Genomic DNA, 25877 nt, shown 5'->3' on the forward strand with positions numbered 1-25877 from the left:
TGCAGATGAAGAGCGATCGGACGTTGCCGATAATAACGTAGGCAATTGACCCGAATGTGAGTCTGCAGAGGAGCTGAAGCGCGGGCGATGAGTGTCGGCCGAGCGCGGACGCGGAGATTCGATCTTCGATCCATAGGTCGTTGCAGGCCGAGCGTGGAGCTATTTCACGTTGGGCGAAGTGCTGCCGTTGAGGGACTTTCTGGAAATGCGACGTGCGGGCGAGGTTGGGACGGTGGTTCGCTTGGGTGCGAAACTGCTGGGTGGAGTGGCGTTGCTGGCGTGGTTCGAATCGCCTGCTCGATCCCAAACGCCGCAAGACGCCACCTCCCTTCCGCCCGTCACCGTCGATGCTCCGACGCAGCAGTCGCTCCGCCGCGCACCGATCAATCGAAATGCGGCCCGGGTCCGATCAGCTCCACGCCGCACCGCGGCGCCTCGCGCTCCGCAACCGGAAACCGTCACGGCGCAATCGCAGCCGTCGCGGTCGGGTGTTGCGCCTGCCTTTGCAGGCGGCCAGGTTGCGCGAGGCGCGCGGCTGGGACTGCTCGGAAACTCCGACACAATGAAGTCACCGTTCAACGTGACGAGTTACACGGACAAATTGATCCGGGATCAGCAGGCGGCGACGGGTGCGGATGCCTTGATCCTCGATCCTTCGGTGCGAAGTTCCCACCCAACGGGCGGTGTGGTGGACTCATTCAACATTCGTGGTTTCCCGATCAATGAAGGCAACAACGGTGAGTTCGCCTTCGAGGGCCTTTACGGGATCGCGCCGACATACCGCATCTTCACAGACTACGTCGAACGCATCGAAGTACTGAAGGGTCCCTCGGCCGCGCTCTCCGGAATTGCGCCAAACGGTGGCGTTGGCGGCGTCATTAATGTCGTGCCTAAGCGCGCGGAAGAGGACTTGACCCGCCTAACTGCGAGCTACGGTTCGACCGCACGATTTGGCGGCCACTGGGATGTTGCGCGGCGTTACGGCGACGGCAGAGAATGGGGCGTGCGAGCCAGTGGTAGTCTCCGCGACGGCGACACGCCGATTGACCGCCAGTCCGAGACGACGGGCGTCGGATCGCTGGCCCTCGACTATCAGGGCGAACGGTACAGGTCCTGGCTCTACCTCATCGCCCAAACCGATCGCTTCGACGCTCCGTCACGTCCATTCCTCATGGCCCCCGGCCTGCAAGTACCAAAGGCACCGGACGCCCGGCTGAACGTGACGCAACCCTGGGAATGGTCGCGCATCAACGATCAGTCTGTCCTGTGGCGCAACGAATATGATGTAAGCGATCGGGTTACACTGTTCGCCGATGTCGGCGGATCGCGGACCAACGTCGAGCGGTTCTTCGGTCTCCCGACGATCACCAGCGCCAGCGGCAACACCACCTCGACGCCGCAATTCTTTGGGCTCAGCATCGATCGGCACACGTATGATGGCGGCGTCCGCGCCCGCTTCGATACCGGATTCGTCCATCATGCCGTCGCCGTCCAGGCCTCGGTCTATCACGACGAGCTGTACCGGCGGCTCACCAATGGCAGCCCGGTCGCGTCGAACATCTATAGTCCGACGGTAGCGCCAACACAGTTCGCAAATGAGATCCCCGGGCGCCCTCGGCTCTCGGACAGTCAGCTCACGGGGCTCTCGATTGCCGACACCTTGTCCGTGCTCGACGAGCGTGTGTTGCTGACTTTGGGTGTCCGTCGCCAGGGTATCGAGGTGAACAACTATGTCTCCAATGTCGGGACGCCGTTGAACTCCTACGACAAGAGCGCGACCACGCCCGTCGCCGGCCTCGTGGTCCGGCCCCTGGAAAACGTCTCCCTGTATGCGAACTATATCGAAGGCCTGAGCCGGGGCGATATCGCGCCGACGCAGTCGGGTGTTTCCAATTCCGGCGAAGTGCTTTCGCCCTACATCGCCAAGCAGTACGAGGCCGGCATCAAGGTGGACTTCGGGCGGGTCGCAACCACCTTCAGCGCTTTCGAAATATCGAAGGCGAGCGGCGAACTGTCGGCCGGGCGCTTCGCGGCGACCGCCGAAACGCAGGTGCGTGGGCTCGAATTCAACGTCTTCGGCGAACTCATGCCCGATGTTCGTGTCCTCGGAGGCATTTCGCTGCTGGATGGCACCCTGACGAAGACCGCCGTCGCGGCGAACGTGGGCAACACGCCGATCGGCGTTCCGAACGTTCAGGCCAATCTTGGAGCCGAATGGGATCTCCCGTGGATGAGGGGGCTCACCTTGAATGGGGCAGTCATCTACACGGGCAGGCAGTTCGTCGATTCCGCGAACAAGCAGCCGATCCCGGATTGGACGCGGCTCGATCTCGGTGCTCGTTACACGACGACCATCAACGGCAAGAACACGATTTTCCGCGCCAACATCCAGAATGTGACCGGTGAGAGTTACTGGTCCAGCGTGGCTTCATTCGGAACGTTCTACCTGGGAGCGCCGCGCACCTATCTCCTGTCGATGACCGTGGACATGTAATCGCTGCTCCTACCCTCCGGCGATGCTCATAGGTGTGCCCCGCCGGGGGCGCGGCATGAACAGTTCCTGGTGGATATGCAGGTTTGCCTCCTTTCGCCAACATGCCTGATCCTGACCGAGGAGGTAGATCCTCAGGGGGGCGGGGCTACACGGCGGAGGCACTGACGACCCAGTGATCGTCAGATCCGATGGCGATGGTCGGCCGCAGGGGCGCCATTCGCGACGGCGTCCTCAGCCTCACCAGTCCGACGCTGCGTCATTGTAGCCGTCACGATACCCCGACGAGTAGCCATAGTCCGAATCATGATCGTACCCGGAGTAATAGGGCGCTTCGTAATATCTGTAGACGCGAACCCTCGGCCGATAGACCGGGGCGCCATCATAGACATAGACAGGGGCCCGATGCGGATTCGCGATCGCGCTCCCCGCGAGTGCGCCGACTGCGAGGCCGCCAATGATGCCCGCCGCGATTGCGCCATCGCCTGCGTGTGCGCGTGTTGGCGACAACGAGATCATAGCGATCAGGGCCGCGGCTCCCATCAATGCTGGCTTCTTCATATCAGTTCCTTTTGTCGGAGGACGACGTTAGTCATACTGGGACGCTGGGCCTGGAGCATTGCCATAACATTACGCAGTCCCTGCTGCGCACGTTTGCCGCAACGGTCATCCGTGGCATGCCTGCGAGTGACGACTTTGGCGCATGAAAACGACGCAGCTCAAAGTCGCTAACACGCGCCACAAGTTCGTCGACGATGAGTGGGACGCCATCGAGTCAGTGCGACCGAAATTCCAGACCGCGCAGCGTGCCGGGGGTGCGCTGCACCCTCAAGTCCAATCGCCGGCTATGTCGATGCGGCCAGATTAGGTGGGTGCTTTTTCGTGCTCGCAGTGGCGAGCCGGATTTGACGACACTTCAACCGGTGGAAATCTCAGGACGATCGTGGCGCCGCCGCCAGGCGTATCGTCAATCTCCACCAGCCCTTTGTGCAAAGCCATCACTTGCGCGACAATTGCCAGACCAAGTCCCGTGCCATCGCCATCCTGACGGCCGCGTACGAAAGGTTGAAATACCGCAGATCGGTCGCCTGGTGCGATTCCTGGGCCGCGGTCGATCACGCGCACCGTCGCTGGAGCCTCCACCTCCACTAAAACCTGCTGACCTTCCCGGGAATGCCGCAGCGCATTGCGAATGATATTGGCGAGCGCAATCCTGATCGCCTGGTCGGATCCGTAGGTCTTGATGGACCCGCCCGGAGCCGAGAATTCGATCTCAACGCCGGAGTCCAAGGCGCTGGGCGCATGTTCTGCGGCGATTCGCTTCGCTGTTGCGACGAGATCGATTTCCGTTTCCTGGGCCGGCGCCGAGGATAGACGCGCCAGTTGCAGGAGCATAGTTATGATCGAAGACAGCGATTGCAGGTCGGATACGAGCGCTGCTTTCAGTGCTTTGTCATCGACTCCCTCCAGCCGTGTCCGCGCCCGTGCCAACGGCGTGCGCAATTCGTGCGCTGCGTTGGACAGAAAGCGACGCTGTGCCGAGGTGGTCGCATCAATGCGCCCGAGCGCCCGGTTGAAAGCGCTGACCATCGGGACGAGCTCTAACGGGGCGCTGTTCTCGGGCAAGCGGACACCCTCGCGCGTTCCGTCGATCAATTCGGCTGCGACCGCGACGCGGCGCACGGGGCGCGCGATCAACATTGGCACAATGACGATTGCAGCTAGAATTGTGCCAACGAGCACGATGAGGATAGGTATCCTTATGTATGAAGTATCCTGGAGCGTGGCAATAAACATCTGCCACTGACTATAGGCGGCTCCGCCGACCTCGATCAGAATCTCGCCGGCATCCGTTTGGTCAACCACCGCCGAAAGGGAGCGCCGCATCGATGTATCGTTCACTGCATATTCGGAAAACGACGACTTCTTCTGCTCGTTAGCCAAGCCTGCCAAGACACGTCTAGGCACTGGTCCGTACTCGATCACGCTCCGGCCATCGGAGATGACGTACCAAAAGCCCGAAAACATGCGTTTGAACTCGAGGAGCGTTGGCGTCACCTTGGCTGCCTTCGTACTATTCTCATCGATGATCAACTCTCCGCGTTGGTCGCGACCAATCGCGGCCTTGATTGCCGTCGCAGCGTCTGAATGTGCGAAGATGCCGTCGTCGTCCAAAAGACTGAACTGCAGGATCAACACACATGTTAGGACAACGGCGATCACAACGCTCAAAAGCGCTGCTGCGATGAGCGTGATCGAGCCGCGGATGCGGTTCATCTGGTGTCGCACAAGAGGTAGCCCAGTCCACGCAATGGCTTGATGCTCGCTAAACAACCATTGTCGCGCAAGCGTTTTCGCAATCGTGAGATGTGCGCATCGATTGCGTTCGACTGGATTTCGTCGTCAAAGCTGTAGGCGGCTGCTTCCAGCGTGTCCCGCAAAACGACCTGCCCGGATCTTCGCGCGAGCGCTTCCAGCAAGGCAAGCTCGCGCCGTGGGATGAGGAGTGGCTCACCGTCGACATAAGCCATCCTTGACGTGGAATCGAACATCAGGTTGGCAACCGTTACCCTGCCTCTTTGATCCAATTGAAGCCGACGGATGACCGCCTTGGCGCGCGCGATCAGCTCGATCGGTTCGAAAGGCTTGGCCAAATAATCGTCAGCTCCGGCGTCAAGCGCGCGCGCTATGTCGTTTGGATCGTCAAGCGCCGTCAGAACGAGCACTCCGGGCCGCGGTTGCAACTGCTTCAGTCGCGCAAGCAGCTCGACGCCGTCGCCGTCGGGTAAACGTCTGTCGACCACAATCAAGTCGAATTGACGCACTGAGATCGCCGCCAAAGCCTCGTCAAGCGTTGTGACGAGATCTGCACCACCCAGGGCGCCGGCCAGCTCAGATTTCAACCAAGGTCCCAGCTGTTCATCGTCCTCGATGACAAGTAGTCGCAATAGAAACTCCTCCGGCGATCCTGGCGCACTGGAGGATGACTGTAACATTACAATAGGATTACCGCCATCTGTCGGCTGGGCTGGCTCCCGGTCGGCCTGTCGCCGAGCTGCGCGCCACAGGCTTCGAAAATAGGCCATTCTTTGCCTCCGTCATCCAACTCCATGCGACCGTTCGTTAACCAAAGAAGAACCCTCTGACATTGCAGGCTGGATCATGGGGTTTGCGAACGAACCGAGGCGGCTCGCGCCAGAGCCCTATTCGCTACCTCAATGCCAGGAGCCCAAAGAGGGGAGCCGCATCGAATGCCAGAACACCCTCTCGCCCCTGTCGAAACGAGACCGTCCCCTTGACTGGCGAATGTCGATTGCAGACGTATTACGTGATCTCCGTCGATCTTCGCTCCCGGAGGGTGTGGTTGTTCGCGCAATGAGACCCGTCAAAGGCTGAATGCTATTCTCTGGCCGCTATCAGGCTGCATCGACCGGGATCGCGGCATCGTTGACGCCATTGAGAGGCAGAATAATCTCAAAAATTGAGCCGCCGGTCGCAGATGCCTTGTATGTGGCCAGGCCGTTATGGGCCTTCGCGATAGCGCGCACCACAGATAGACCCAGACCGACGACGAGGCCGTCCATCGTCCGGTGCCTGAATTCCCATACGATCGCGAGCTCCGTAATCTATCCGTAATGTGCGACGACGAAATTGACATTCGATCCGGGCAGGTTCGGCGGTCGCGCTAGTCTGCTCTGCGCGCATCGCCAGATGCAGGCCGTTCGGCGAGTGACGCCAGCCCCGCACTTCCGAGCGGCCTGCAGTGGGGCTCGACTGGCGCCGTCTATTGTTTCCGGGCCGGATCGCGTCAGGTTGGCCGCGCTCATTTGGGCTCACGGCCAACGATCCAGGCGATAAGGGGTCGAAAAAATCTGCCGGCAGGCCGCCCGCTGCGCCTCGCAGCGATTGATATGCGCGTCAAACCCAGAGTGATCTGAATGAACGACCTCGCCATTCCCAATCTACCCTCACGCAGCTTCGATCGCACGCAGGAATTCTATCGGCGGCTCGGCTTTACCCTTGCGTACCGAGACGATGAGTGGATGATTCTGAATCGCGGTCGGGTGGTGCTGGAGTTCTTTGCGCATCCTGGCCTGGACCCTCTGGCCAGCTGGTTCAGCTGCTGTCTGAGGCTCGATGAGCTTTCAGAGTTCTACGAGCTGTGCAAGTCGGCCGGCTTAGAAGAGAAGGGAAGCGGCTATCCCCGCCTTCATCCGCCCGAAGAGCAGGATGGGGGTGGACGAATGGGCGCCTTGATAGATCTGGATGGAACGCTCCTGCGTCTGATCCAGAATCGAGCTGCGCGATCCCCGGCGACGCATTAACGAGCGCATCCGGGGCAGTTGTCGGAACGTCTTTGCGATCCAGGCGCCTCCATTGACGCCCTGTTGGCTGCAGCTCGAGTCACGATATCGGCGAGTGAGGCGCCGTCGTGCACAGATCGGCCTCCAATTTGCACGGTCGGAGTCTTGCGTGCATCGGAGGGATCTATCTTCTTGGGTCGTGCGTCCTCAGCGGCGTTGAAAGACCGCAGAGCCAAAATCCGAAAGCACCGGACACGATAAGACTCACGTAGGCCAGACCTGCACTCGTGAACTGCCCGCTCAGGAAAAGGCCGACGATCATCCCGGACAACAAGAACGGTGTGCCGGTGAGCACCATACCCGCAACATGGCTGCGACTTCGCCAGTTCTCCCAGGCGCGCCTGTCGGACCAAGCGGTGCTGTCAACGAACCGATCCCTCATTCATCATCCTCAAGCAAGCTGCATTCGTACCGCAGCCACCATCCAAGCAAAGATCCGATAAGGCAGCCGGCTATCGCGGCGGTGAGCGGCGATATGCGATGTCCCGCGACCACACCAATCAGGCCCCCTGTCATGGAAGCGATCAGCCAAAACCCAACCGGAGTACCCCGACTCTCCTCACCGCATCGATCTGCGCCTGTCATCATAACTCTGTCAGCAACTTGAAAGGAAGCAAACAGTCGGCGGGCGAGATTACCGCCGCATTACACCTTTCAATTCAGGCTCAGCTTACGCCTGCATGAGACGGCTGCCTCGATAACCGTGACCCAGCTCCAGTCTCGATGATTGCGCCTAAATTGGCGCAGCGAAATTCGGAGTCTCGGTGTCGATTGGGGCCGGGCTACGAGCCGTTGCCTTGCCTGTCGGGCAAAACACCCTCCATTCCGTCAACCCTCCCCCGCAAAAATATTTCGCTTTACCGGAATTCGGATTTGTCGTATGTGTCGCCCATCCCGGCTCATCCTTGAGGGGCGATTGTGTGGTCGTCATTTTCGCGAGCCGGGTTTGCGGTGGACGCAGCAGCGTCGGGCGCGAATGGCCAGGGCAGGGCGGATTGCTCTCCGTGCCCAGGGCTTCGCGTGGACGAACGGCGCTGACAGGTTCGTCTCGTCTGTAAGTTTTCGGCTCCGTCGACGGAGCTGGGAATACTGCGGCGAAATGGCGGGCCGCGCGTACGGAAAAACCGTGTGGTCCTGGCCGTCGTTGCTACGGTCAAGCTCTTGCGGAGGCGGTGATCGCGTCAACCGGCGCGGTGCCGGTGAATTTCGCGGGAGTGAGGGAGGCCAGAACGAACTCGGCTCCCGGGAGAGCGCGGCATAAGCCGTCCGACCATCGCGCAGGGAAGGCCGAGTGATTGGCACCACCTGTATGCTGCTGTGCGGTTCCTTTGCGCTACATCTTCGCGCAGCGGACCGCGGGTGCGAGGTCAGCACCCGGTCTTCCCTGCGCCCTCTTGGTTTGAAGAGGGTGGAGTGACCAGGCAAAGCTCGGGCGAAATGGGCCGCGAGAATGCGAAGCCGTGTTGCCTCGCAACGCGTCGCGACGCCCGCGCATTCGAACCAGCGCGGTGCGATCGGCCGGCACTTCGACATTGTGTGGCCCGGACCGATCGACACCGTGCATGAGTGCCTAGCTGCAGCTCAGCGGCAGCGGCTGGTAGGGATGATAGGCGTACCAGTCATAACAATCCGGATCGGCGCCGTAGAATCCATATCCGGCGTGGTGGTGGCCGAAGCTGTGAAACGCGTGCTGGCGCAGGCCACCGACATGGCCGCCGAACCCGAGATGCTCGCCGCCGAAGTGTCCGCCGCCGAATCCGCCGGCATGTCCCATGCCGCCGAAATGCCCGCCGCCGCCAAAGCCCATATGGCCTCCGCCGCCGAAGCCGCCGCCGTGGCCGCCGCCACCGCCGCCATGCGCCTCGGCCGTTCCGACAGCCAGAGCGGAGGCAAGCGCCGCTGTCGCCAGGATCATCAATGCTCGTTTCATGAGGGACTCCTTTCGTGTCCGGATGCGCGGCGGCCGATGTGTTCGCTTGCGCCTCGTGCCGTCGGCAAGCCCTACGTGAAAGAAGATAGGAAGCTCGCGTGGCAGTCCCACTGAATTCGATGTCAGGAGCAACGCTTGCGCATCGACGAGATGATCCGGCGCATCGCCGGCCCGCTTCGCAAAGCAATGGCGGGCCCGAGATCGGGCCCGCCCGCATCGTTGAACGGCGAACGGCCGGGCGAGGCGCCCGCCCGGCCGCGAGGTCGCCGTGATCAGAAGCTGCCGGTGCCCGGCTCACAGGGAACATTGTTGCCGGTCCACGGCGCCGTCGCGAACGCGCCGACACGAGGTGCCGGAACGCAGGCGCGGCCGCCCTGATAGACGACCCCCTCCGATGCGACCGGATCGGCTTGCATGGCGGATGGATGCGTGACCGCATGGCTGGTGCGCGCCATGACGGGTCCCCCGAGCATGGCGACTGCGATCAGTCCGGTCGACAACAGCTTGAGAGTGGTCATTGGGATTCTCCTTGTGTGACAGCAGGCAGTCCAAGGCCGGCCTGAGAGGAAGGTGCGTACGATTGGGCGTGAACCAAACGCACGAATTGCTCACCCGCCTTCAACGGCCCGTGATGGCGGCGTTGCCGGCAAGCACGATCGTGCAAACAGGCAATGTTCGCGGTGCCGGCGCGTAACAACGGGCTCCCAAAGGGCATATCTGTAGGAGCGTCCTGCTGCTTGGAGATGAGAGATGATCACGGCGACGGTACATCCGGTCGCGCGCGCGCCGTCGCCGGCAGCGGCCGCACGTCCGTCCTTGACACGCTATTTAATGGTGCGCGGTCCCGCACGGGATTATCTGCAATACGAGCCGGCGGCGCGTCGCATGACGGTGCTGCCCCGCATGTTCGGCCCGGAGGGGTATTGAACATGTCGTCGCGGACCAGCGACCCCGTGCCTCGCCGCCGGCCTCAACGTCTCGCAGTACGTGGGACCAGCACAATGACGCGGATTCTCCTGATCGAGGACGACACCGAGACCGCCGACGCGATCGTGTCCGAGCTCACCGAGCGTGGGTTCGAGGTACGATGGGCGCCCGACGGTATCGGCGGTCTCGACCGCGCGCGCGAATCCTCGCCCGATGCCCTGATCGTCGATCGCATGCTGCCCGGAATGGACGGGCTCACCGTCATCGAGGCCCTGCGCAAGGATCAGGTGAGGACGCCGGTGCTGGTGCTGAGCGCGCTCGGCGCGGTCGATGACAGGGTGCGCGGCTTGCGCGTCGGTGGAGACGACTATCTCACCAAGCCGTTCGCGCTGGTCGAGCTCGTCGCCCGGGTGGAGGCGCTGCTGCGCCGTCCGAGCGACGACCGGGAGACGACGCTGCATGCCGGCCCGCTAGAGCTCGATTTGATCGAGCGGACCGCACGGCGCGGCGAGCGCGAGATCGACCTGCTGCCGCGCGAATTCCGCCTGCTCGAATACATGATGCGACGAAGCGATCAGCTGCTGACGCGCGCGATGCTGCTCGAAGAGGTCTGGAACTACAAATTCGTCCCGGCGACCACCAACCTCATCGACGTGCACATGGGCCGCCTCCGTCACAAGGTCGATGGCCCCGGCGAAACCCAGCTCATCCACAACGTTCGCGGCTCGGGATTCATCCTGCGCGTTCGCTGACAGGCCGGCGGATCATGCGCCAGATCGAGTTCATCCGTTCGAACACCTTCCTCTGGGCCGCGGCGGTGGCGGCGGCGATGGCGCTGTTCGTCGCCGCTCTGTTCGCCTTCATCTACTGGAAGATCGACGACTACCTGATCATGCGATCCGACCGCATGATCGCAACGCAGCTCAACTTCCTGGCCGAGCTGCCGCCCGGCCGGCTCAATGACGCGATCTCCGATCATCTCAAGCAGGATTCCAGGGGCGTGCAGTATGCCGGCCTGTTCGATGGAACAGGCACCCGGCTTGCCGGCAACATCGCGCGATTGCCGCCGCATCTCGATCTCGGCGAGCCGGTGCAGAACGTGCGGCTCGCCCGGATCGCGCCGCAGGCCGCTCACGATGCCGTCGTCAAGGCTGCCGGCAGGCGGCTCGGCGACGGCCATATCCTGGTGATGGGGCGGAACGTCGATGAGACGCGCGAGATATCCATCGTCGTCGGGCAGGCGCTGCTGCTCGGCCTGCTGCCGGCCTTCTGCCTCTGCCTGCTGGCTGGGGCCTGGCTCAGCATCCGCGCCCAGCGCCGCGTCGAGCAGGTGAACCGGCATGTTCAACGCATCGTGGCCGGCGATCTGCGCGAGCGGCTGCCGCAGACCAATACGGATGACCCGTTTGCGCGGCTGGCGGGGATCGTCAACGGCATGCTCGACGAGATGGAGACGACGATCAACGCACTGGCCGGTGTCGGCAACGACATCGCCCACGATCTCAGGACGCCGCTCACGCGGGTCCGCCTGGCGCTGGAGCGCGGCCGCACGCACGCGGCCACGCTGGAGAACCTTCAGGACGTCGTGGACAAGGCGATTGCCGGCATCGACCAGGCGCTCGCGATCATCACCGCGCTGCTGCGGCTTGCCGAGATCGAGAGCAGCAGCCGCACCGCCGGATTCGGCGACGTCGCGCTTGACGAGATCCTGCGGCAGGTGTGCGACGTCTACGAACCCATCGCCGAAGACAAGGACGTCGAGCTTCGCGTCGCCATCGATCGCAAGGCGGAGGTGCGGGGCGACCCGGACCTGCTGTTCGAGGCGATCGCCAATCTCGTCGACAACGCCGTCAAGTTCACACCGCGCGGTGGACGGGTGACGCTCGCGCTGGTGTCCGACGACAAGGCCGCGCGCGTCGTCGTGAGCGATACCGGGCCCGGCATCGGCGCGGGGGAGCGCGAGGCGGTGCTGCGGCGGTTCTACCGCTCCGACAAGATGCGCAACACGCCGGGCGTGGGACTGGGGTTGAGCCTCGTCGCCGCCATCGTCAAGCTGCACGGCTTCCGTCTGACCATCTACCCGGCGCCCGGCGGACGGGTGGAGATCTTCGCCCCGGCGGAGGAGACATCACGCGAGGCCGCGGCATCCGATCCGGCTCGCGCGCGTCACGCGAGCCTCGCGCCGATGTGACCGCGAGGGTCGTGCGCGATGCGTGCGAAGCGGAAATCACGGCGTGATCTCTGAAAGCGAATTCAGGCTTGTTAAGTGCAATTTACTGGCGCCGTCAGTCGGAGGCCTCTTACGCTCCGTTCGCCGGTTCGAATGTGGGAGCATGAGATGCCAACACGCCAGGCGGGTTTGAGCAAGATCGATATGGACGTGCCGGGCCGGCGAACATCGGCCGGTGTGGCCAATGCGTATTCCACGATCATCGGCCGTTACGACCTGCTTGAGCGCGAAGAGGAGCAGCAGCTTGCGCGCCGCTGGCAGGAGACGCGGGACGCTGATGCCGCCAACACGCTGGTCACGAGCCATCTCCGCCTCGCCGCCAAGGTCGCGCGGAGCTACAGGGGATACGGCCTGCCGTTCGCCGATCTCATGGCCGAGGCCAATCTCGGGCTCGTGATCGCCGCCTCGCGGTTCGAGCCAGGCCGAAACTCGCGGTTCTCCACCTATGCGACATGGTGGATCAAGGCCGCCATTCACGACTACATCCTGCGCTCCTGGTCGCTGGTCCGGATTGGCACGACGGCAGCCCAGAAGAAGCTGTTTTTCCGGCTCCGCGGCGAGATGAGAAAGACCGCCGGCGGTGCAATGGCGGGGCTCACGCCCGAAGTCGCCGAGGCGATTGCGGTCAAGCTCGAAGTGTCCGCGCGTGATGTGATCGAGATGGATGGCCGCCTGCGCGGCGACCTGTCGCTGAATGCTCGGGTCGGCGACGACGAGCACGGTGCCGAGTGGGAGGCCATGCTCGTGGACGAGACGAGCGACGCCGAGACCATCCTTGCCGATCAGGATCAGACGGAGCGCCGGGCCGGCGCCCTGCGCATTGCACTGAAAGCCCTCACGGGGCGTGAGCGGCGCGTGCTGGAGGCGAGGCGGCTCGCGGAGCATCCTCCGACACTCGATCAACTCGCCCGGGAGCTTTCGATCTCCAGCGAACGCGTTCGGCAAATCGAGATTCGCGCCTTTGCCAAGGTCCGGCGCGCCGCCATCCTTGCCACGCAATCACCATCCCTTGCGCCAACCGCCAGCGATGCTGAACGCGTTTTCATTTGAACGGTCGCGCGTCGCCGCCATCTGAACAGAGATTTCGCGCAAACTGCTTCAGGCATTCGTCATCATGGGAATTGTCCGCTTCGCGCTCCGGTTTCCGCACACATTCTACGTGCTCGCGGCCCTGATCCTGTTCCTCGGCGGCATCGCGGTCTGGTCGATGCCGACGGACATCTTTCCAGAGATCCGCATTCCGGTCGTCACGGTGATCTGGAGCTATACCGGCCTCTCGACGCCGGAGATGGAGCAGCGCGTCAGCACGTACAGCCAGTACTCGATCAGCGCCAATGTCAGCGGCATCAAGAACATCGAGGCGCAGACGCTCAACGGCCTGTCGGTTCAGAAGATCTACTTCCAGCCGGACGTCAATCTCGACCTAGCGATCTCGCAGATCGTTTCGGCAACGAACGCCATCCGCGCCCTGATGCCGCCGGGCATTCAACCGCCCGTCATCGTGCAGTTCAATGCATCGAGCGTGCCGGTGCTGCAGCTCAGCCTCGAGTCCGACAAATTGAACGAGCAGCAATTGTACGACTTCGGCATCTACCGGATTCGGCAGCAGCTGGCTCCCGTTCCCGGGGTGACGCTGCCGACGCCTGCGGGCGGCAAATATCGGCAGATCATGGTCGATATCGACCCGAACAAGCTGCTGTCGCGCGGATTGACGCCGCTCGACATCGTCAATGCGGTGAACACCCAGAACCTGACGCTGCCGACGGGCACGGCGAAGATCGGCGGCACCCAGTACGCCATTCTGACCAACGCGACGCCCGCCTCGATCAAGGATCTCAACATGATCCCGGTCAAGTTCGCGAACGGTGCGACCATCCTGCTGAAGGACGTCGCCCAGGTCCGCGACGGATCGCAGGTCCAGCAGAACATCGTGCGCGAGGACGGCCATCGCTCGGTCCTGCTCAGCGTGATCAAGAACGGCAACGCCTCGACGCTTGCCGTCGTCAACGGTGTCAAACATGCCCTGAAGTCGATCCGGGCGTCGGCTCCTGCCGGGCTGAAGATCAGCGAGCTGTTCGACCAGTCGGTCTTCGTCACCCATTCGGTCGACGGCGTGCTGCGCGAAGGCGCGATCGCCGCGGGTCTCACGGCGCTGATGATCCTGGTCTTCCTGGGATCGTGGCGCTCGACGCTCGTGGTCCTGATCTCCATCCCGCTCGCGATGCTGTCCTCGCTCATCGTCCTGCATTTCCTGGGCGAGACCCTCAACACGATGACGCTCGGCGGGCTGGCGCTCGCGGTGGGCATCCTGGTCGACGATTCCACGGTGACGATCGAGAACACGCATCGGCTGTGGACCGAGGAGGGGATGCCGCTGTCGGAGGCGACGCTGCACGGTGCGGCCGAGATCGCCGTGCCGACGCTGGTCTCCACGCTCGCGATCAGCTGCGTCTTCACCTCCGTCGTATTCCTCGAAGGACCGGCAAAGTACCTGTTCACGCCGCTCGGCCTTGCCGTGGTGTTCGCGATGCTGGCGTCCTACGTGCTGTCGCGGACGCTCACGCCGATCACGATCGGCCTGCTGCTGAAGGGCGAGCGGCGCCATGGCGAGGGCGAGAGGCCGTCCGGGCTGTTTTCGCGCGCCTCGGCCGCGTTCGAACGCGGCTTCGAGCGTCTGCGCAACGGCTATTCCGCGCTCTTGATGACCCTGCTCCGGCGGCGCAGCATCGTGCCGGTCGCCGCAGTGCTGGTGCTGGCCCTCGGGGCCGTCATGTTCGTCTACGTGGGCAGGGACTTCTATCCCCTGATCGACGGCGGTGAGATTCAGCTCCATGTTCGTGCGCCCGCCGGGACCCGCATCGAGCGCACCGAGGCGATCTTCCAGGCGGTCGAGGACAAGATCCGCCAGGTCATTCCGGACCGGGATCGCGGGCTGATCGTCGACAATATCGGACTGCCCGCGCGTCCCTACAATCTGGCCTTCACCGACGGCTCGACGATCGGGGTGAACGACGGAACGATCCTCGTATCGCTCAAGGACGGCCACAGGCCGACCGCGGACTACGTCAAGAAGCTGCGCCAGGTCCTGCCGGAGGCCTTCCCCGAAGACGTCTTCTATTTCCAGGCGGCCGACATCGTCACCCAGATCCTGAATTTCGGCCTGCCGGCGCAGATCGATATCAGGACCGTCGGCTACGGCGCCAACAATCTGTCGGTGGCGCAGGAACTGCGGAAGAGCCTCGCTGCAATTCCCGGGATCGTCGATGCGCATCTCCAGCAGGAGGTGGATGCACCGGCGTTCTATGCCGACATCGACCGGACCCGGGCCGCTCAACTGGGACTGAACGCCAGCACGGTGGCGACCAACATCAATGTCAGCCTCAGCTCGTCCGCCCAGGTCTCGCCGAACTTCTGGACCGATCCGACGTCGGGCATCCCCTATTATCTGGCCGTGCAGACGCCGGAGTACCGCGCCAATTCACTCAATGCGCTGGGCAACACGCCGGTGTCGGCCTCGCTGGCCGCAAGCGGACAGACGGTGCCTGGCCTGCTCAGCAATGTCGCGACCTTCAAGCGCGGGACCGTACCGACCAATCTGAACCAGGCCAATGTCCAGCCGGTGTACGACGTCTATGCGAGCGTGCAGGGGCGCGATCTCGGCAGCGTCGCGGCCGAGATCGACAAGGTGACCTCGACGCTTCAGAAGCAGCTCCAGCCGGGAAATTCGATCCAGGTCCTGGGCCAGATCCAGAGCATGCATCAATCGTTCCGCGATCTCGGCATCGGGCTGCTGTTTGCCGCCATCCTGGTCTACATGCTGATGGTCGTGAATTACCAGAATTTCGGCGATCCCTTCGTCGTCATCATGGCGCTGCCGGCGACCTTCTGCGGCATCGTGACGATGCTGTTCATCACCGGGACGACGCTGAACGTGCCGTCGCTGATGGGCGCGATCATGGCGGTCGGCGTTGCATCGGCCAATTCCATCCTGCTCGTGACCTTCGCGCGTGAGGCACAACTGAAGGGGCAGTCGGCGTTCGGGGCTGCGCTAAGTGCAGGCCGCACGCGTATCCGTCCCGTGCTAATGACGGCCGCCGCGATGATCGTGGGCATGATCCCGATGGCGATCGGAGGCCCGGGCGAGGAACAGAACGCAGCGCTCGCCCGCGCCGTCATCGGCGGACTGCTGTTCGCGACGCCGACGACATTGCTGATCGTGCCATATCTCTTCGCCTGGCTGCGCAAGGGCAATGACGGCAAGGCTCAGCACGGCGTATTCGAGGAGCAACCGGAATGAGCGATGTTCGCGTACGGACCAATAGCGACGACGTGAGCGGCCGGCCTGATCCGGAGAGCGGCCGCATCGTGGAGCTGCCCGGCAAGGACGCGCGGCCACGGCGCCGGCACGGCGGCGCCTGGCTCGGCGGCGCCGTGCTCCTGCTCCTTGCGGGTAGCCTCGGCGTCGGCGGCTGGCGGCACTATCAGGCCGCACGCGATCTTGCTGTATCGGCAGAGCAGGCCAGGACCGCCATTCCGGAGGTTCGGGTGGCCACGGTCCGTGCCAGCGGCGACCTCATGAAGGTCACGCTGCCGGCGACTACGACGGCATTCGAAGCGGCGAACATCTTCGCGCGGGCCAGCGGCTACATCGAGAAGCGCTACGTCGATATCGGCGATCGCGTGAAGAAGGGCGATCTCCTTGCGGAGATCACCGCGCCGGAGCTCGACCAGCAAATCGCGCAGGCGCAGGCGACGCTGGCACAGAACCAGGCCGCGTTGCAGCAGGCGCAGGCGAGCCGGGAGCTTGCCGACGTCACCAATGCGCGGGACAGCAATCTGGTCAAGCAGGGCTGGTTGACGGCCCAGCAGGGCGACAATGACCGTCTCACCCTGCGCGCGCAGCAGGCGGCCGTGAACGTGGCGCAGTCGAACATCGCGGCGCAGGAGGCGCAGATTCGCGTGCTTCAACAGGAGAAGGCCTATCAGCGCGTGGTGGCGCCGTTTGACGGCGTGATCACGCAACGCAACGTGGATAACGGCAGCCTCGTCTCGGCTGGGTCGACCTTCATGTTCACGTTGATGCATTCGAACGTGATCCGGACCCAGGTCTTCGTGCCGCAGGACGAGGCCTTCGGCGTGGCGCCGGGCGTCGATGCCGAAATTCGCGTCCCCGAGATTCCGGGCCGGACCTTTCCGGGAAAGGTCACACGCATCGCCACCGCGTTGCAGCCGGGAAGTCGTACGCTGCTGACCGAGATCGACGTCCCCAATCCGGACGGCGCCTTGAATCCCGGCATCTACTGCACGGTCGAGCTGTCGATTCCGAGCAAGACGCCGTCGGTGTCGGTTGCGGCCGATGCGCTGGTCTTCGATCAGAACGGCCTTCATGTCGCGGTCGTGCGCAACGGCATCGTTCATTTGCAGAAGGTCTCGATCGCGCGGGATTTCGGCACGTCGATAGAAGTGCGTGAAGGCGTGCACCCCGGCGATCAAGTTGTGCTCAATCCGCCGGTCAATCTGACTGAGGGCAGCAAGGTCACCATTCGCAAGCAGGATGCAAGCCAGGGGGCGCAGACATGATCCGGATCGCGTGCGCGGCGCTCGCTGCCCTGTTGCTCGGCTGCTCTGCCAGCAAAGCCCAGGTGGCGACGACCGGCAGCACGGCGATGGACCTTCCGACCGTGCCGGGCGCGATCGTCACGTCACCGCTCAATAGCCCGGGACCGTTTTCCGCAGCGACTGTACAGGGCGCGCCCGACACCACGCTGGCACCTGTTCCGCTCGCCCTGAATCCGACGACGCCGGGTACGGTCGTCGTCTGTGCGCCACCATCGACGTCACCGACGCCTGTGCCGGCGACCCCGACCGTATCGAGCACGGGATTGGCGGCGTCAGGCAGTTTGGCGCTGATCGCGCCGCCGATCGGGCAAAACACCAGCTCGATCGGGACAGTTTCCGCGGCTGCGCCGGCGGGGACGGCGGCGGCCACCGCGTGCAGCTCAATGCCGGGCGGAACTGTCGTGAGCGCTGCATCCTTGCCGCTCTCGATCGCGGACGTGCCGGCCGGACCCTCGCCCGGTACGATCCCGCAGGCGATCACCGACGCCGGCGGCACGGGCATCGATCCAAACGCCGCGGTCGCACCCAGCCCCAACGCGTCGGCCTGCGCGGAAGGGATGACGATGAATCTGACGTCGCCTGCAATGATGCTGCCGGCCAACGCAACAGGTGCGGCACCAACGCCCGGAGTTTCGCCGGTCTTGCCGCCGGGCTGCTGAGGAGTGCGCGGCGCAGCGATAATCGCCTCCCGGGGCTGCGCAACTATGCGCGGACGTGCAGCCGTCGATATTCGCTCGGTGTCGTGCCCGTCGCGCGTCCGAAGCTCGTCGAGAAGTGTGCGGAGCTCGCATAGCCGCAGGCATAGGCGATGTCGGTCAATGTGAGGTTCCCATCGCCCAGCAGTTGCTTGGCCCGCTCGATCCGTTGCAGCATCAGCCAGCGATGCGGCGGAAATCCCGTCGCGGCGCGAAAGCGCTTGCAGAAGCGATCCGGGCTCATGCCGACCAGCGCTGCCATGGCTTCCAGCGTCCAGGGCGTATCGGTGGATTCGATCGCCTCTCTGATGCGCCGCAACTGCCACTCGGCAAGAACCGGCCGGGCCGAGCCGCCCGCGCCTGGTCCGCCGCGCAACGTGCCAGACGTTTGATCATGCGAATCCGGCTCGGGAATCATCTGCGGCCCCCACCATCATGGTCAGGGCCGCACCATGAGCCAAGCGGCTGCGCATGTCCTTGTCGTTGCCGTGAAGATTCCTGAAGCGACGCAAAAGTTGCGAGGGATCTACAGGCGCTTCAGGCCGACGGGCGCAATTTGCGAATCTCGGCGTCCGATGGAAGCATCGTTCCGCCGTCCCGGTAAGTCCAGTCGACCATGACACCCTTGTCGCCCTTGAGGGCTGTGCGGCCGACGAACGTACCCATCGTGCTCTGGTGATCGATCGAACGCCAGCTCGCCGGCCCGAACGGCGTCGTGAAGCCGACATTGCCAAAGCCGTCGGCCATCATTTCGGTGTCGAGGCTTCCGAGCCGCTCGATCGGCGCCGTGATCGAGCTGATAAGGGCATGGCCGACCACGGAGCCCATCGTCGGAGCCTCGCCATATCTCGCCGAATAGGCGGCAACGAACTCATTGTTGGCCTCGCCCAGAGGCTCGGTTACGGGATAACCGGTCACGATCCATCCTTTCGGAGCGTCCTGTCCGAGGGGATGCAGATATTCGGGCTCGCCGGTCGTGAAGGATACGACGTCTCGCCCCTCGAACAGGCCGCGATCATTGCCCTGACGGACGAACCTCGCAAGGTCGGGTCCGAAGGTCACGTTGAGGATCGCCTCGGGCTTCTGCTGGGCGAGCGCGTTCACGACCGCCCCTGCATCGATTGCGCCAAGGGGCGGCCACTGGCTGTCGATGAACTGGACGTCGGGACGCCGGCGGCTGAGAAGCTCGGTGAACCATTTGACGGCGGAATGTCCATACTCGTAATTCGGCGCGATCGTCACCCATCGTGTCGCCTTCAGTTGCGCCGCCTCTTCCACCAGCATGGCTGCCAGCATGTATGTCGAGGGGCGCAGCCGGTAACAATATCGGTGTCCTCGATCCCAAACGAGCGCGTCCGTCAGCGGCTCGCTCGCCACGAACAAGATCCGGTTCTGCCGCGCGAAGTCGCTGATCGCCAATCCGACATTCGACAGGTATGTCCCCGCCAGGAGATCGACGCCGTTCCTGCGCACGAGCTCCTCCGCGGCACGAATCGCGACGCTCGGCTTGCCTTCATCGTCCCGGCTGATGATCTGGAGCTCGCGACCGAGAAGGCCGCCTGCGGCGTTCACTTGCTCGACCGCCAGCTGCCAGCCGCGGCGATAAGGCAACGTGAACGCCGGCGCGCTGCTGTAGGAGTTGATTTCGCCGATCCTGATCGGTCGCGTGCCCTGGGCGCGGATGATGGCGGGCGAACATAATGACGCGCCGACGCCGCCCAAAACCTGTCGTCTGGAGATGCTCATCGCGTGCGGTCCCGAGAATTGAACGAACGTGCGGGACAAGTTGCCCTGACCACGTCGCTGCAAGGTCTAGTGGCAGGTGGGAGAAGGGGGGCGGTCGCCGGGCGATGCAGCGATGCCCGGTCTAGCGGCAAGGCCACGCGCGAAGGTGAGGGCGGGAAGATCGACTTCCGGATCGAACAGGGCGCTGAGCGGACCGACGAGGTCGAGTGCCGCCTGGCGGCGTTTCGACCCTGCCATGATTCTCGCCCAGGTCGCCGCAACCTTCAGCTCGTAGAAGCGGCACTGCTGCTCTCGTGCGACGGACAGTCCTTCCGAGAACAGCATTTCCGCCCGGGCGGTATCGGATGTGCTTTCGGCCAGCAGAACCTCGCCCTTGATCCTCAGCAGATCGGCAAGGCACCACAACTGCCGGCCTTGCCGGGACATGTTCAGGGCTTCCTCTATGGCGGCCAGGGCCTGTGCGTTCTCGCCGATCGCGAACAGGCCCTCGGCGAGCGATCCGAGAAACTCGGGATTGCGCATCAGCCATCCGTTCTCGGCCCGCGCTTTCAATCCATCGCGCAGCAGCGCAATTCCGTCGCGATGCTCGCCCTGCAGAATGAGCAGCTGCCCCTTCAGGCACGATGTCCAGCTCGCCCAGAAAGCGATGCCCTCGCGCGTGACGAGCTTCAGGAGCGACGAGATCGCGCGATCGGCCGCATCGAGATCATGCGTCATCAATGCAATCGGACAGACGGCATTCCGCAAGGCGTATGCCATCGCAAGCTTGTCGTTCTCGCTCTCCGCCTCCTGGAGGCATTCGGCGGCCAGGGATCTGCTTTGAGCAATCTTTCCCTGCAGCAGCAGGACGCGCGCCAGCATGGCCTTGGCCAGGACGCTCTGGTTCAGCAGGAACCACATCTGGTTCGTGCCGTCCTTCAACCCATGCGCCGAACGATCCAGAGACAGGGTCAGCTCACGTCGCGCATCCTCCTGCGCGCCGCAAAAGTGCGTCGCGGCGCCGATCAGGCGCCGGCCCACCGTCTCGTTGGCGGCATTTCCGGTGCGCAGCGCGATCTCGAGGTATCGCTCGCCGACGTCCTTGGCCGCGCCGTATTGGCCGGAATTGAGGTTGTAGCTCCACAGCGTCCAGACGGCCTTGAGCTGAAGCTCGAGGTCGCGCAGCTCCTCGGCGAGGACGAGCCCGATGTTCAGTGCCGCCTTCATGCGATCCGCCGAGCCCGTCGTGTTGAGAAGCGCGAACCCCAGCGCGACATAGAGCTGCGCCTTGAGCCCGGGATCGCAGGCCAGTTCGGGGTTGAAATGTGCAAGAGCATGCTCGATCCGGGTCGAGCATTCCGCGAAGGACAGCAACTGCATCCATACCGGGACGTATCCCGCCGTCAGCGCGATCCCGAGTGCGGCATCACCGCTTGGCGAGAACGCCCAATCCAACGCCGCATGCACGTTTCCGATCTCTTGAGCGAGCCGGGAGAAGTCGTCGGAGGCTGCAGGGCTGCCCCGGGGCGGCTGTATGAGCTGCCTGAGAAAGTCTGCCTGCCGCCGGGCGGCGTGCTCGACCAGCCCTGCCTCCGCCAGCTTCTCCAGCGCGTAGGCGCGGGTGCTCTCCAGCAGGCGCCACCGCCCGTCGAAGGATGGATCCAGGGAAACGAGGGACTTTCCGACCAGATTGGACAGGGTCTCGATGACATCAGGCCGCGCTGCGTCTTCGTCCACCATGGCGATGGCTGCATCGAGTGTGAAGCCGGCGGGAAACATCGCAAGCCGGCAAAGCAGCTGCTGCTCTTCCGGCGACAACAGATCGTAGCTCCAGTCCAGCGTCGCGCGTAGCGTCTGGTGCCGGGGCAGCTGATCACGGCGTCCGCCGCTCAGCAGCTCGAAGCGCTTGTCGAGGCGAAGCGATACGGTATCCACCCCGAGATTTGCGGCCCGGGCGGCTGCAAACTCGAGCGCGAGCGGAATTCCGTCGAGCCGGCGGCAGATCGCCGCGATCTTGACGAGGTCCTCCGCATCAGGAGAAAAGTTCGTGCGCAACGCCCGCGTGCGAGCGACGAACAATTGCACGGCGCTTTCCTGCAGAAGCAGGTCCGGCTCGCGCACGTCCAGACGGGGAACCGACAACGGCGGGATCGCAGCGACGTATTCGCCCTCGATGCGGAGGGCCTCGCGGCTGGTTGCGAGAACGGTGACGTTCGGACAATAGCGAAGCGCGGCACTCGCGATCTGCGCGGCGACGTCGATGACGTGCTCGCAATTGTCGAGGACGAGCAGCAGACGGCGCGAGCCGATGGCCTGGGCAACGCCCGCGGCCGAGACTTCCTTGTCGTTCAAGACGAGCCTCAAGGCGCGGGCGGTCGCGGATATCGCGAGTGCCGGATCCTGCAAGGTCGCGAATTCGACCAGCGCAACGGAATAGTCGAATGAGGATGCGACACGGTGCGCGACCTCGACCGCAAGCTTCGTCTTTCCGATGCCTCCGGGGCCGACCAGGGTCACGGCCCGGAACGCGGACAACACGTCGGCCAGCTCGTTCAGGCAATCCTCGCGGCCGATGAGAGGCGCGTGCGTGTTCGGCAGGTTGCTTGCGAACGAGAAGTCTGTCGGGATGGATACCGGTGTGGCTGCGAAGTGATCCGGCTGTCCGCTTCGCCAGGTCCCCGCGAGAGTATATCCGCGGCCGGAGATCGTCTTGAGCAGATCGCGATCCGCGCCGAGCGCCTTGCGGACCGCGGATATATGGACCTGCAGTGTGTTCTCCTCGACGGAGAGGCCTGACCAGACGCTTACGATCAGGTCATCCTTGGTCACCAGGTGGCCGGCGGAACCCGCCAATCTCTCGAGGATCTCGAATGCGCGGCTTCCGATCGGTACAGCGATGTTGTCGTACCTCAGTTCCCTGCGCTGGCAATCGATGAGCCAGTTCTTGAAAGAGTAGGTTCGACCAGCCTGTGAAGGCGACATAGGGGGTCCGTGGATCAGCTTCACTGCCGTGATCCGGTGAAAGGCAATGGACCCACCCGGAAATCACCGATCCTTGGCAAGAATTTGAAAGCGTGAATGCGCGTGTGTGTCGTACAGGGAACATCGTTGGCGTGTCAAGAAGACCTTCTCAGTAGTCGGCGTTCCATCATGACGTGATGGAGGCATCGACGCACTGATCGTTTGCTACACGAATTCGTGACGGCGATCGGAGATGACGAAAGTGGAAGGGGCGGCTGAAGGAAACGGAAAACGCGATCACGGAGGAGCGCAGAGCAGGGGATTTCGTGTTCCAACCGTTCAGAAGCTCGGCAGCTTGCTCCAGCTCTTCATTCCCGAAGTCGTCGATGGACGTGCTGCATGCACGGTCTACAGACTGCAGGATATCGCGCGCCATCTCGGTTGGGACGACGGTACGACGCATCGCTTCCTGGTGTCCCTGACCGAAATCGGCATGCTCGAGCGGACCGGCGACGATCGCTTCTGCATCGGCGTGCTCGCGGTGCAGCTTGCGTCTGTCTACGTCGCGGCGAGCGAGCTCCGCGGCGTCGTCATTCAAAAGGTCGAAGAGCTCAGCGCGGCGACGCGGCTGACGACGGATGTCGGTGCGTTGCAATGCGGCGCGATGGTTGTCATTGCAAGCAGGCAAGGGTCGACGCCGCTGACGTCGCGGTGCATGCTGGGAGAGAAGGTGCCGCTTCACGCCACGGCGGCCGGAAAGGCGATCCTGTCGCAGCTTGCCGATGCCGAGGTGGAGGAGTTGTGCCGCGGCAAACTGGTCGCTCTGGCATCCAACACCCGCACCACGCTGTCGTCCCTGATGTGGGACATCGGGCACGCCCGGGAGAGTGGGTTCGTCAGCACGCTCTCGGAATATGCCGAAGGTCTGCGCAGCATCGCGATTCCACTTCCCGCCGGGTGCTTCGGAATTCGTCCGGCCGCTCTGGCCTGCTCGGGTCCGGCGACCCTGTCTCACTCAGGGTGGGAGATCGCCGAGGAAGAGCTCAGGGCTTTTGCCGCCCACCTTCACAGCAGCGCAACCTAGATCGTCATCATTCTGGACTCCGTCAGGTGCTGCATTCGCGGCATCGAGAGATGATCGGTATCGCCAATGGATTGATCGAGCGATCAGATCGACCGATCGCGCCGCTCCCCGCCTTGCGAATCCGATGCGCGGTTCCGTGAAGACCGGAGTACCTGAAGATTCCTGATTTTGCGTCTCTTAACTGGCGAGCGGTTCTCACCTTGCTACCCTCGACGCAATCGAAGAGCTCCGTCGCCTGCACGCCAGGCCTGCGCAGCCCTCCTTTCTAGTCCGAGTAACACAGCAAGAGTCGTGATCATGCCCCAACCCTCGCGACGACCGAATGATGGACACGTCCCGGCAACGACCATCGCGGATGAAGGAGGAGTGGGGTTGCCGTTTGCCATCGCACCGGCGTCGTTCGCTTCGCTCTCGGATGCGGTCGGTCATGCTGCCGTTGCGCGCGATCATGGCCTCGCGGTCCGGGACGCGAGTACAATAGCCTTTGAGCAACTCGCCTTGGTCATTGCCATCGATGCGCACCCGCAGCGCCATCCCGGGATGCCACCGCATGACTCGGCGCGTGGCCGGCTGCACGTTCAAATCCCGCCGCAGTCCGCGTCCGGGATCCGATTAAGCTCTGCGAGGCTGGCGCTCATCACCCGTAAAGGAGCCGGCGCAGGACTTCACGATGCGTCGTCCGACGATCCTGTGCTTCAAAGCCTGTCCAAAGCTCTCCTCGCTGTCGAGAGAATGCAGGAGGATCACACCGCTCTTTGTGCCGACGCGCTGCGGCTTGCGGTCCTCGCCAGACTGTTCGCATTGCAGTCGGAGGGGCAGTCGAAGCCCGGCGAGCGAAGTGAGAGGCCGATCCGGGGGCTGCAGAAATGGCGCCTGAAGCGGGTGCTCGACTACATCGACAATCATTTCTGCCGAAAGATCGCGCTGGCGGATCTGGCGGCGGCCGCGGGCTTGAGCCGCATGCATTTCGCTGCGCAGTTCCGGGCGGCAACGGGCTGCAGGCCGCACGAGTTCATCCTGCGACAGCGGATACGGCGGGCCAAGGATTTGCTGCGGAATTGTGAGATGACGGTTGTCGAAATCGCGCTCGCGGTGGGTTTTCAGAGCCAGGCCCACTTCACGACAACGTTCAGGCGCTTCACCGGTGACACGCCCAGCCGATGGCGAAACGCGGCTGCGGCGGGTTTCGAGACTACGGGGACTTTGCCGTACGACATTGTCCTGCCAAGTCGCGACAATCTTCCCTGATGGCGGTCCTTGATCGCCCGTTCGGCGACGGAGACAGAGCGAACGATCGGGCATTTGTCGAATCGGAATCGGAGGAATGACAGCATCACGAGGAGCTGCCATTCCTCCTTCCTGCGTGAGATGGAAAGCCTCGAGTCCCTGTGACGATCCGCTTCGACTCAGTGCGTGCGATTGCGTCGCGCCGAAGGAGCTTCGTCCGGCTCTATCGCTCAGTAACCGGACGTGGGCTCGCACGGCGGACGGCGCCACGGGGCAGTTGCATAGGCGCCGACATCCGGAGCCCGCGCGCAGCTGCGCTTTGAGGTGACCGGAACACGTTGCGCCGATGCGTAGGCATCGGCATTCGTCCTGCGCGCATTCGTATTGCCTTCGCGCGCCATCGCCGGGGAAGCAACCATCGCCGCGGCGATCAGTCCGGCCGAGAGCAGTTTCAGTGTCGTCATCGTACGTCTCCTTGACAAAGCGACGCCGGGAACGCCTCGGCTCGCTCGCCAGACATGTGTATGCGTGCTCTCGATCCGCAGTATCAAACGAACGATGATTTTCGCCTTTGCACGGAGTCATGCGCGCGATATCCATGGCGATTGCGCGCGCATGACGCTG

Annotated in this window: 20 protein-coding genes and 1 pseudogene; 10 read left to right on the plus strand and 11 right to left on the minus strand. The window is 63.4% G+C overall.

What is annotated here, in order from left to right:
• Window positions 1–169: 169 nt before the first annotated feature.
• Window positions 170–2494, plus strand: a complete 2325-nt coding sequence (locus IQ16_RS12240; RefSeq protein WP_018641430.1) for a TonB-dependent receptor — start codon at window positions 170–172, stop codon at window positions 2492–2494.
• A gap of 237 nt (window positions 2495–2731) precedes the next feature.
• Here the strand turns inward: IQ16_RS12240 and IQ16_RS12245 are convergent, their stop codons facing one another.
• From IQ16_RS12245 to IQ16_RS12260, 4 genes are all read right to left on the minus strand, one after another.
• Window positions 2732–3052: a hypothetical protein gene (locus IQ16_RS12245; RefSeq protein WP_026311752.1), complete on the minus strand. Its 321-nt coding sequence runs from the start codon at window positions 3050–3052 to the stop codon at window positions 2732–2734.
• 303 nt (window positions 3053–3355) lie between these two features.
• Window positions 3356–4768: a sensor histidine kinase gene (locus IQ16_RS12250; RefSeq protein ID WP_018641426.1), complete on the minus strand. Its 1413-nt coding sequence runs from the start codon at window positions 4766–4768 to the stop codon at window positions 3356–3358.
• Entirely contained in the window at window positions 4765–5439 is a 675-nt protein-coding gene (locus IQ16_RS12255) for a response regulator transcription factor (RefSeq protein WP_018641425.1), read from the minus strand. The genes IQ16_RS12250 and IQ16_RS12255 overlap by 4 nt, the downstream gene beginning before the upstream one ends.
• A 468-nt stretch (window positions 5440–5907) precedes the next feature.
• Window positions 5908–6075: a hypothetical protein gene (locus tag IQ16_RS12260; protein ID WP_018641423.1), complete on the minus strand. Its 168-nt coding sequence runs from the start codon at window positions 6073–6075 to the stop codon at window positions 5908–5910.
• A 354-nt stretch (window positions 6076–6429) separates the two neighbouring features.
• Here IQ16_RS12260 and ble point away from each other — a divergent pair, with 354 nt between their 5' ends.
• Window positions 6430–6816 carry a BLMT family bleomycin binding protein gene (gene ble, locus IQ16_RS12265; protein WP_018641422.1) on the plus strand — a complete coding sequence of 129 codons (387 nt, stop codon included), beginning with the start codon at window positions 6430–6432 and terminating at the stop codon, window positions 6814–6816.
• Window positions 6817–8425: 1609 nt separating this feature from the next.
• Here the strand turns inward: ble and IQ16_RS45595 are convergent.
• Window positions 8426–8785: a hypothetical protein gene (locus IQ16_RS45595; protein ID WP_018641420.1), complete on the minus strand. Its 360-nt coding sequence runs from the start codon at window positions 8783–8785 to the stop codon at window positions 8426–8428.
• Between the two features lie 272 nt (window positions 8786–9057).
• Complete coding sequence (locus IQ16_RS12290; protein ID WP_018641419.1) at window positions 9058–9303, minus strand: hypothetical protein; 246 nt, start codon at window positions 9301–9303, stop codon at window positions 9058–9060.
• 232 nt (window positions 9304–9535) lie between these two features.
• Here IQ16_RS12290 and IQ16_RS45105 point away from each other — a divergent pair, with 232 nt between their 5' ends.
• From IQ16_RS45105 to IQ16_RS12315, 6 genes are all read left to right on the plus strand, one after another.
• On the plus strand, window positions 9536–9712 hold the full coding sequence (locus tag IQ16_RS45105) for a hypothetical protein (protein WP_018641418.1): 177 nt from the start codon (window positions 9536–9538) through the stop codon (window positions 9710–9712).
• A 74-nt stretch (window positions 9713–9786) separates the two neighbouring features.
• Window positions 9787–10464 (plus strand): response regulator transcription factor, encoded by a 678-nt coding sequence (locus IQ16_RS12295; RefSeq protein ID WP_018641417.1) that lies wholly within the window; start codon window positions 9787–9789, stop codon window positions 10462–10464.
• Window positions 10465–10478: 14 nt separating this feature from the next.
• Entirely contained in the window at window positions 10479–11903 is a 1425-nt protein-coding gene (locus tag IQ16_RS12300) for a sensor histidine kinase (RefSeq protein ID WP_018641416.1), read from the plus strand.
• Between the two features lie 183 nt (window positions 11904–12086).
• Entirely contained in the window at window positions 12087–12992 is a 906-nt protein-coding gene (gene rpoH / locus IQ16_RS12305) for an RNA polymerase sigma factor RpoH (RefSeq protein WP_051122948.1), read from the plus strand.
• 64 nt (window positions 12993–13056) lie between these two features.
• Window positions 13057–16239, plus strand: coding sequence for an efflux RND transporter permease subunit (locus tag IQ16_RS12310; protein ID WP_018641414.1), 3183 nt, complete (start codon window positions 13057–13059; stop codon window positions 16237–16239).
• On the plus strand, window positions 16236–17522 hold the full coding sequence (locus IQ16_RS12315; RefSeq protein WP_018641413.1) for an efflux RND transporter periplasmic adaptor subunit: 1287 nt from the start codon (window positions 16236–16238) through the stop codon (window positions 17520–17522). Before IQ16_RS12310 ends, IQ16_RS12315 begins: the two co-directional genes overlap by 4 nt.
• Here IQ16_RS12315 and IQ16_RS12320 read toward each other — a convergent pair.
• From IQ16_RS12320 to IQ16_RS47800, 4 genes and pseudogenes are all read right to left on the minus strand, one after another.
• Window positions 17479–18162 carry a hypothetical protein gene (locus IQ16_RS12320; protein WP_018641412.1) on the minus strand — a complete coding sequence of 228 codons (684 nt, stop codon included), beginning with the start codon at window positions 18160–18162 and terminating at the stop codon, window positions 17479–17481. The genes IQ16_RS12315 and IQ16_RS12320 overlap by 44 nt on opposite strands.
• Before the next feature lie 101 nt (window positions 18163–18263).
• Complete coding sequence (locus IQ16_RS12325) at window positions 18264–18674, minus strand: helix-turn-helix domain-containing protein (protein ID WP_020607798.1); 411 nt, start codon at window positions 18672–18674, stop codon at window positions 18264–18266.
• Window positions 18675–18793: 119 nt separating this feature from the next.
• Window positions 18794–20002 (minus strand): ABC transporter substrate-binding protein, encoded by a 1209-nt coding sequence (locus tag IQ16_RS12330; RefSeq protein WP_026311751.1) that lies wholly within the window; start codon window positions 20000–20002, stop codon window positions 18794–18796.
• Window positions 20003–21586: 1584 nt separating this feature from the next.
• Window positions 21587–22963, minus strand: a pseudogene (locus tag IQ16_RS47800) (ATP-binding protein); the annotation flags it as partial.
• 334 nt (window positions 22964–23297) lie between these two features.
• Here IQ16_RS47800 and IQ16_RS12340 point away from each other — a divergent pair.
• Both IQ16_RS12340 and IQ16_RS12345 read left to right on the plus strand, forming a co-directional pair.
• The gene (locus tag IQ16_RS12340) at window positions 23298–24026 is read left to right on the plus strand and encodes an IclR family transcriptional regulator (protein ID WP_018641408.1); all 729 of its coding nucleotides are present in this window, start codon (window positions 23298–23300) and stop codon (window positions 24024–24026) included.
• Window positions 24027–24392: 366 nt separating this feature from the next.
• On the plus strand, window positions 24393–25274 hold the full coding sequence (locus tag IQ16_RS12345; RefSeq protein WP_018641407.1) for an AraC family transcriptional regulator: 882 nt from the start codon (window positions 24393–24395) through the stop codon (window positions 25272–25274).
• A gap of 209 nt (window positions 25275–25483) precedes the next feature.
• Here the strand turns inward: IQ16_RS12345 and IQ16_RS12350 are convergent, their stop codons facing one another.
• Window positions 25484–25717, minus strand: a complete 234-nt coding sequence (locus IQ16_RS12350) for a hypothetical protein (RefSeq protein WP_018641406.1) — start codon at window positions 25715–25717, stop codon at window positions 25484–25486.
• Window positions 25718–25877: the final 160 nt, after the last annotated feature.

Source organism: Bradyrhizobium huanghuaihaiense, assembly GCF_007830635.1.
Taxonomy (GTDB): domain Bacteria; phylum Pseudomonadota; class Alphaproteobacteria; order Rhizobiales; family Xanthobacteraceae; genus Bradyrhizobium; species Bradyrhizobium huanghuaihaiense.

What these genes read in the sequence shown, in the direction of transcription:
- IQ16_RS45105 (WP_018641418.1), top strand. Translation starts at nt 9,536, where the DNA reads ATGATCACGGCGACGGTACATCCGGTCGCGCGCGCGCCGTCGCCGGCA.
- IQ16_RS12250 (WP_018641426.1), bottom strand. Translation starts at nt 4,768, where the DNA reads ATGAACCGCATCCGCGGCTCGATCACGCTCATCGCAGCAGCGCTTTTG.
- IQ16_RS12290 (WP_018641419.1), bottom strand. Translation starts at nt 9,303, where the DNA reads ATGACCACTCTCAAGCTGTTGTCGACCGGACTGATCGCAGTCGCCATG.
- IQ16_RS12260 (WP_018641423.1), bottom strand. Translation starts at nt 6,075, where the DNA reads ATGGACGGCCTCGTCGTCGGTCTGGGTCTATCTGTGGTGCGCGCTATC.
- IQ16_RS12315 (WP_018641413.1), top strand. Translation starts at nt 16,236, where the DNA reads ATGAGCGATGTTCGCGTACGGACCAATAGCGACGACGTGAGCGGCCGG.
- IQ16_RS12295 (WP_018641417.1), top strand. Translation starts at nt 9,787, where the DNA reads ATGACGCGGATTCTCCTGATCGAGGACGACACCGAGACCGCCGACGCG.
- IQ16_RS45595 (WP_018641420.1), bottom strand. Translation starts at nt 8,785, where the DNA reads ATGAAACGAGCATTGATGATCCTGGCGACAGCGGCGCTTGCCTCCGCT.
- IQ16_RS12350 (WP_018641406.1), bottom strand. Translation starts at nt 25,717, where the DNA reads ATGACGACACTGAAACTGCTCTCGGCCGGACTGATCGCCGCGGCGATG.
- IQ16_RS12330 (WP_026311751.1), bottom strand. Translation starts at nt 20,002, where the DNA reads ATGAGCATCTCCAGACGACAGGTTTTGGGCGGCGTCGGCGCGTCATTA.
- IQ16_RS12310 (WP_018641414.1), top strand. Translation starts at nt 13,057, where the DNA reads ATGGGAATTGTCCGCTTCGCGCTCCGGTTTCCGCACACATTCTACGTG.
- IQ16_RS12245 (WP_026311752.1), bottom strand. Translation starts at nt 3,052, where the DNA reads ATGAAGAAGCCAGCATTGATGGGAGCCGCGGCCCTGATCGCTATGATC.
- IQ16_RS12325 (WP_020607798.1), bottom strand. Translation starts at nt 18,674, where the DNA reads ATGATTCCCGAGCCGGATTCGCATGATCAAACGTCTGGCACGTTGCGC.
- ble (WP_018641422.1), top strand. Translation starts at nt 6,430, where the DNA reads ATGAACGACCTCGCCATTCCCAATCTACCCTCACGCAGCTTCGATCGC.
- rpoH (WP_051122948.1), top strand. Translation starts at nt 12,087, where the DNA reads ATGGACGTGCCGGGCCGGCGAACATCGGCCGGTGTGGCCAATGCGTAT.
- IQ16_RS12300 (WP_018641416.1), top strand. Translation starts at nt 10,479, where the DNA reads ATGCGCCAGATCGAGTTCATCCGTTCGAACACCTTCCTCTGGGCCGCG.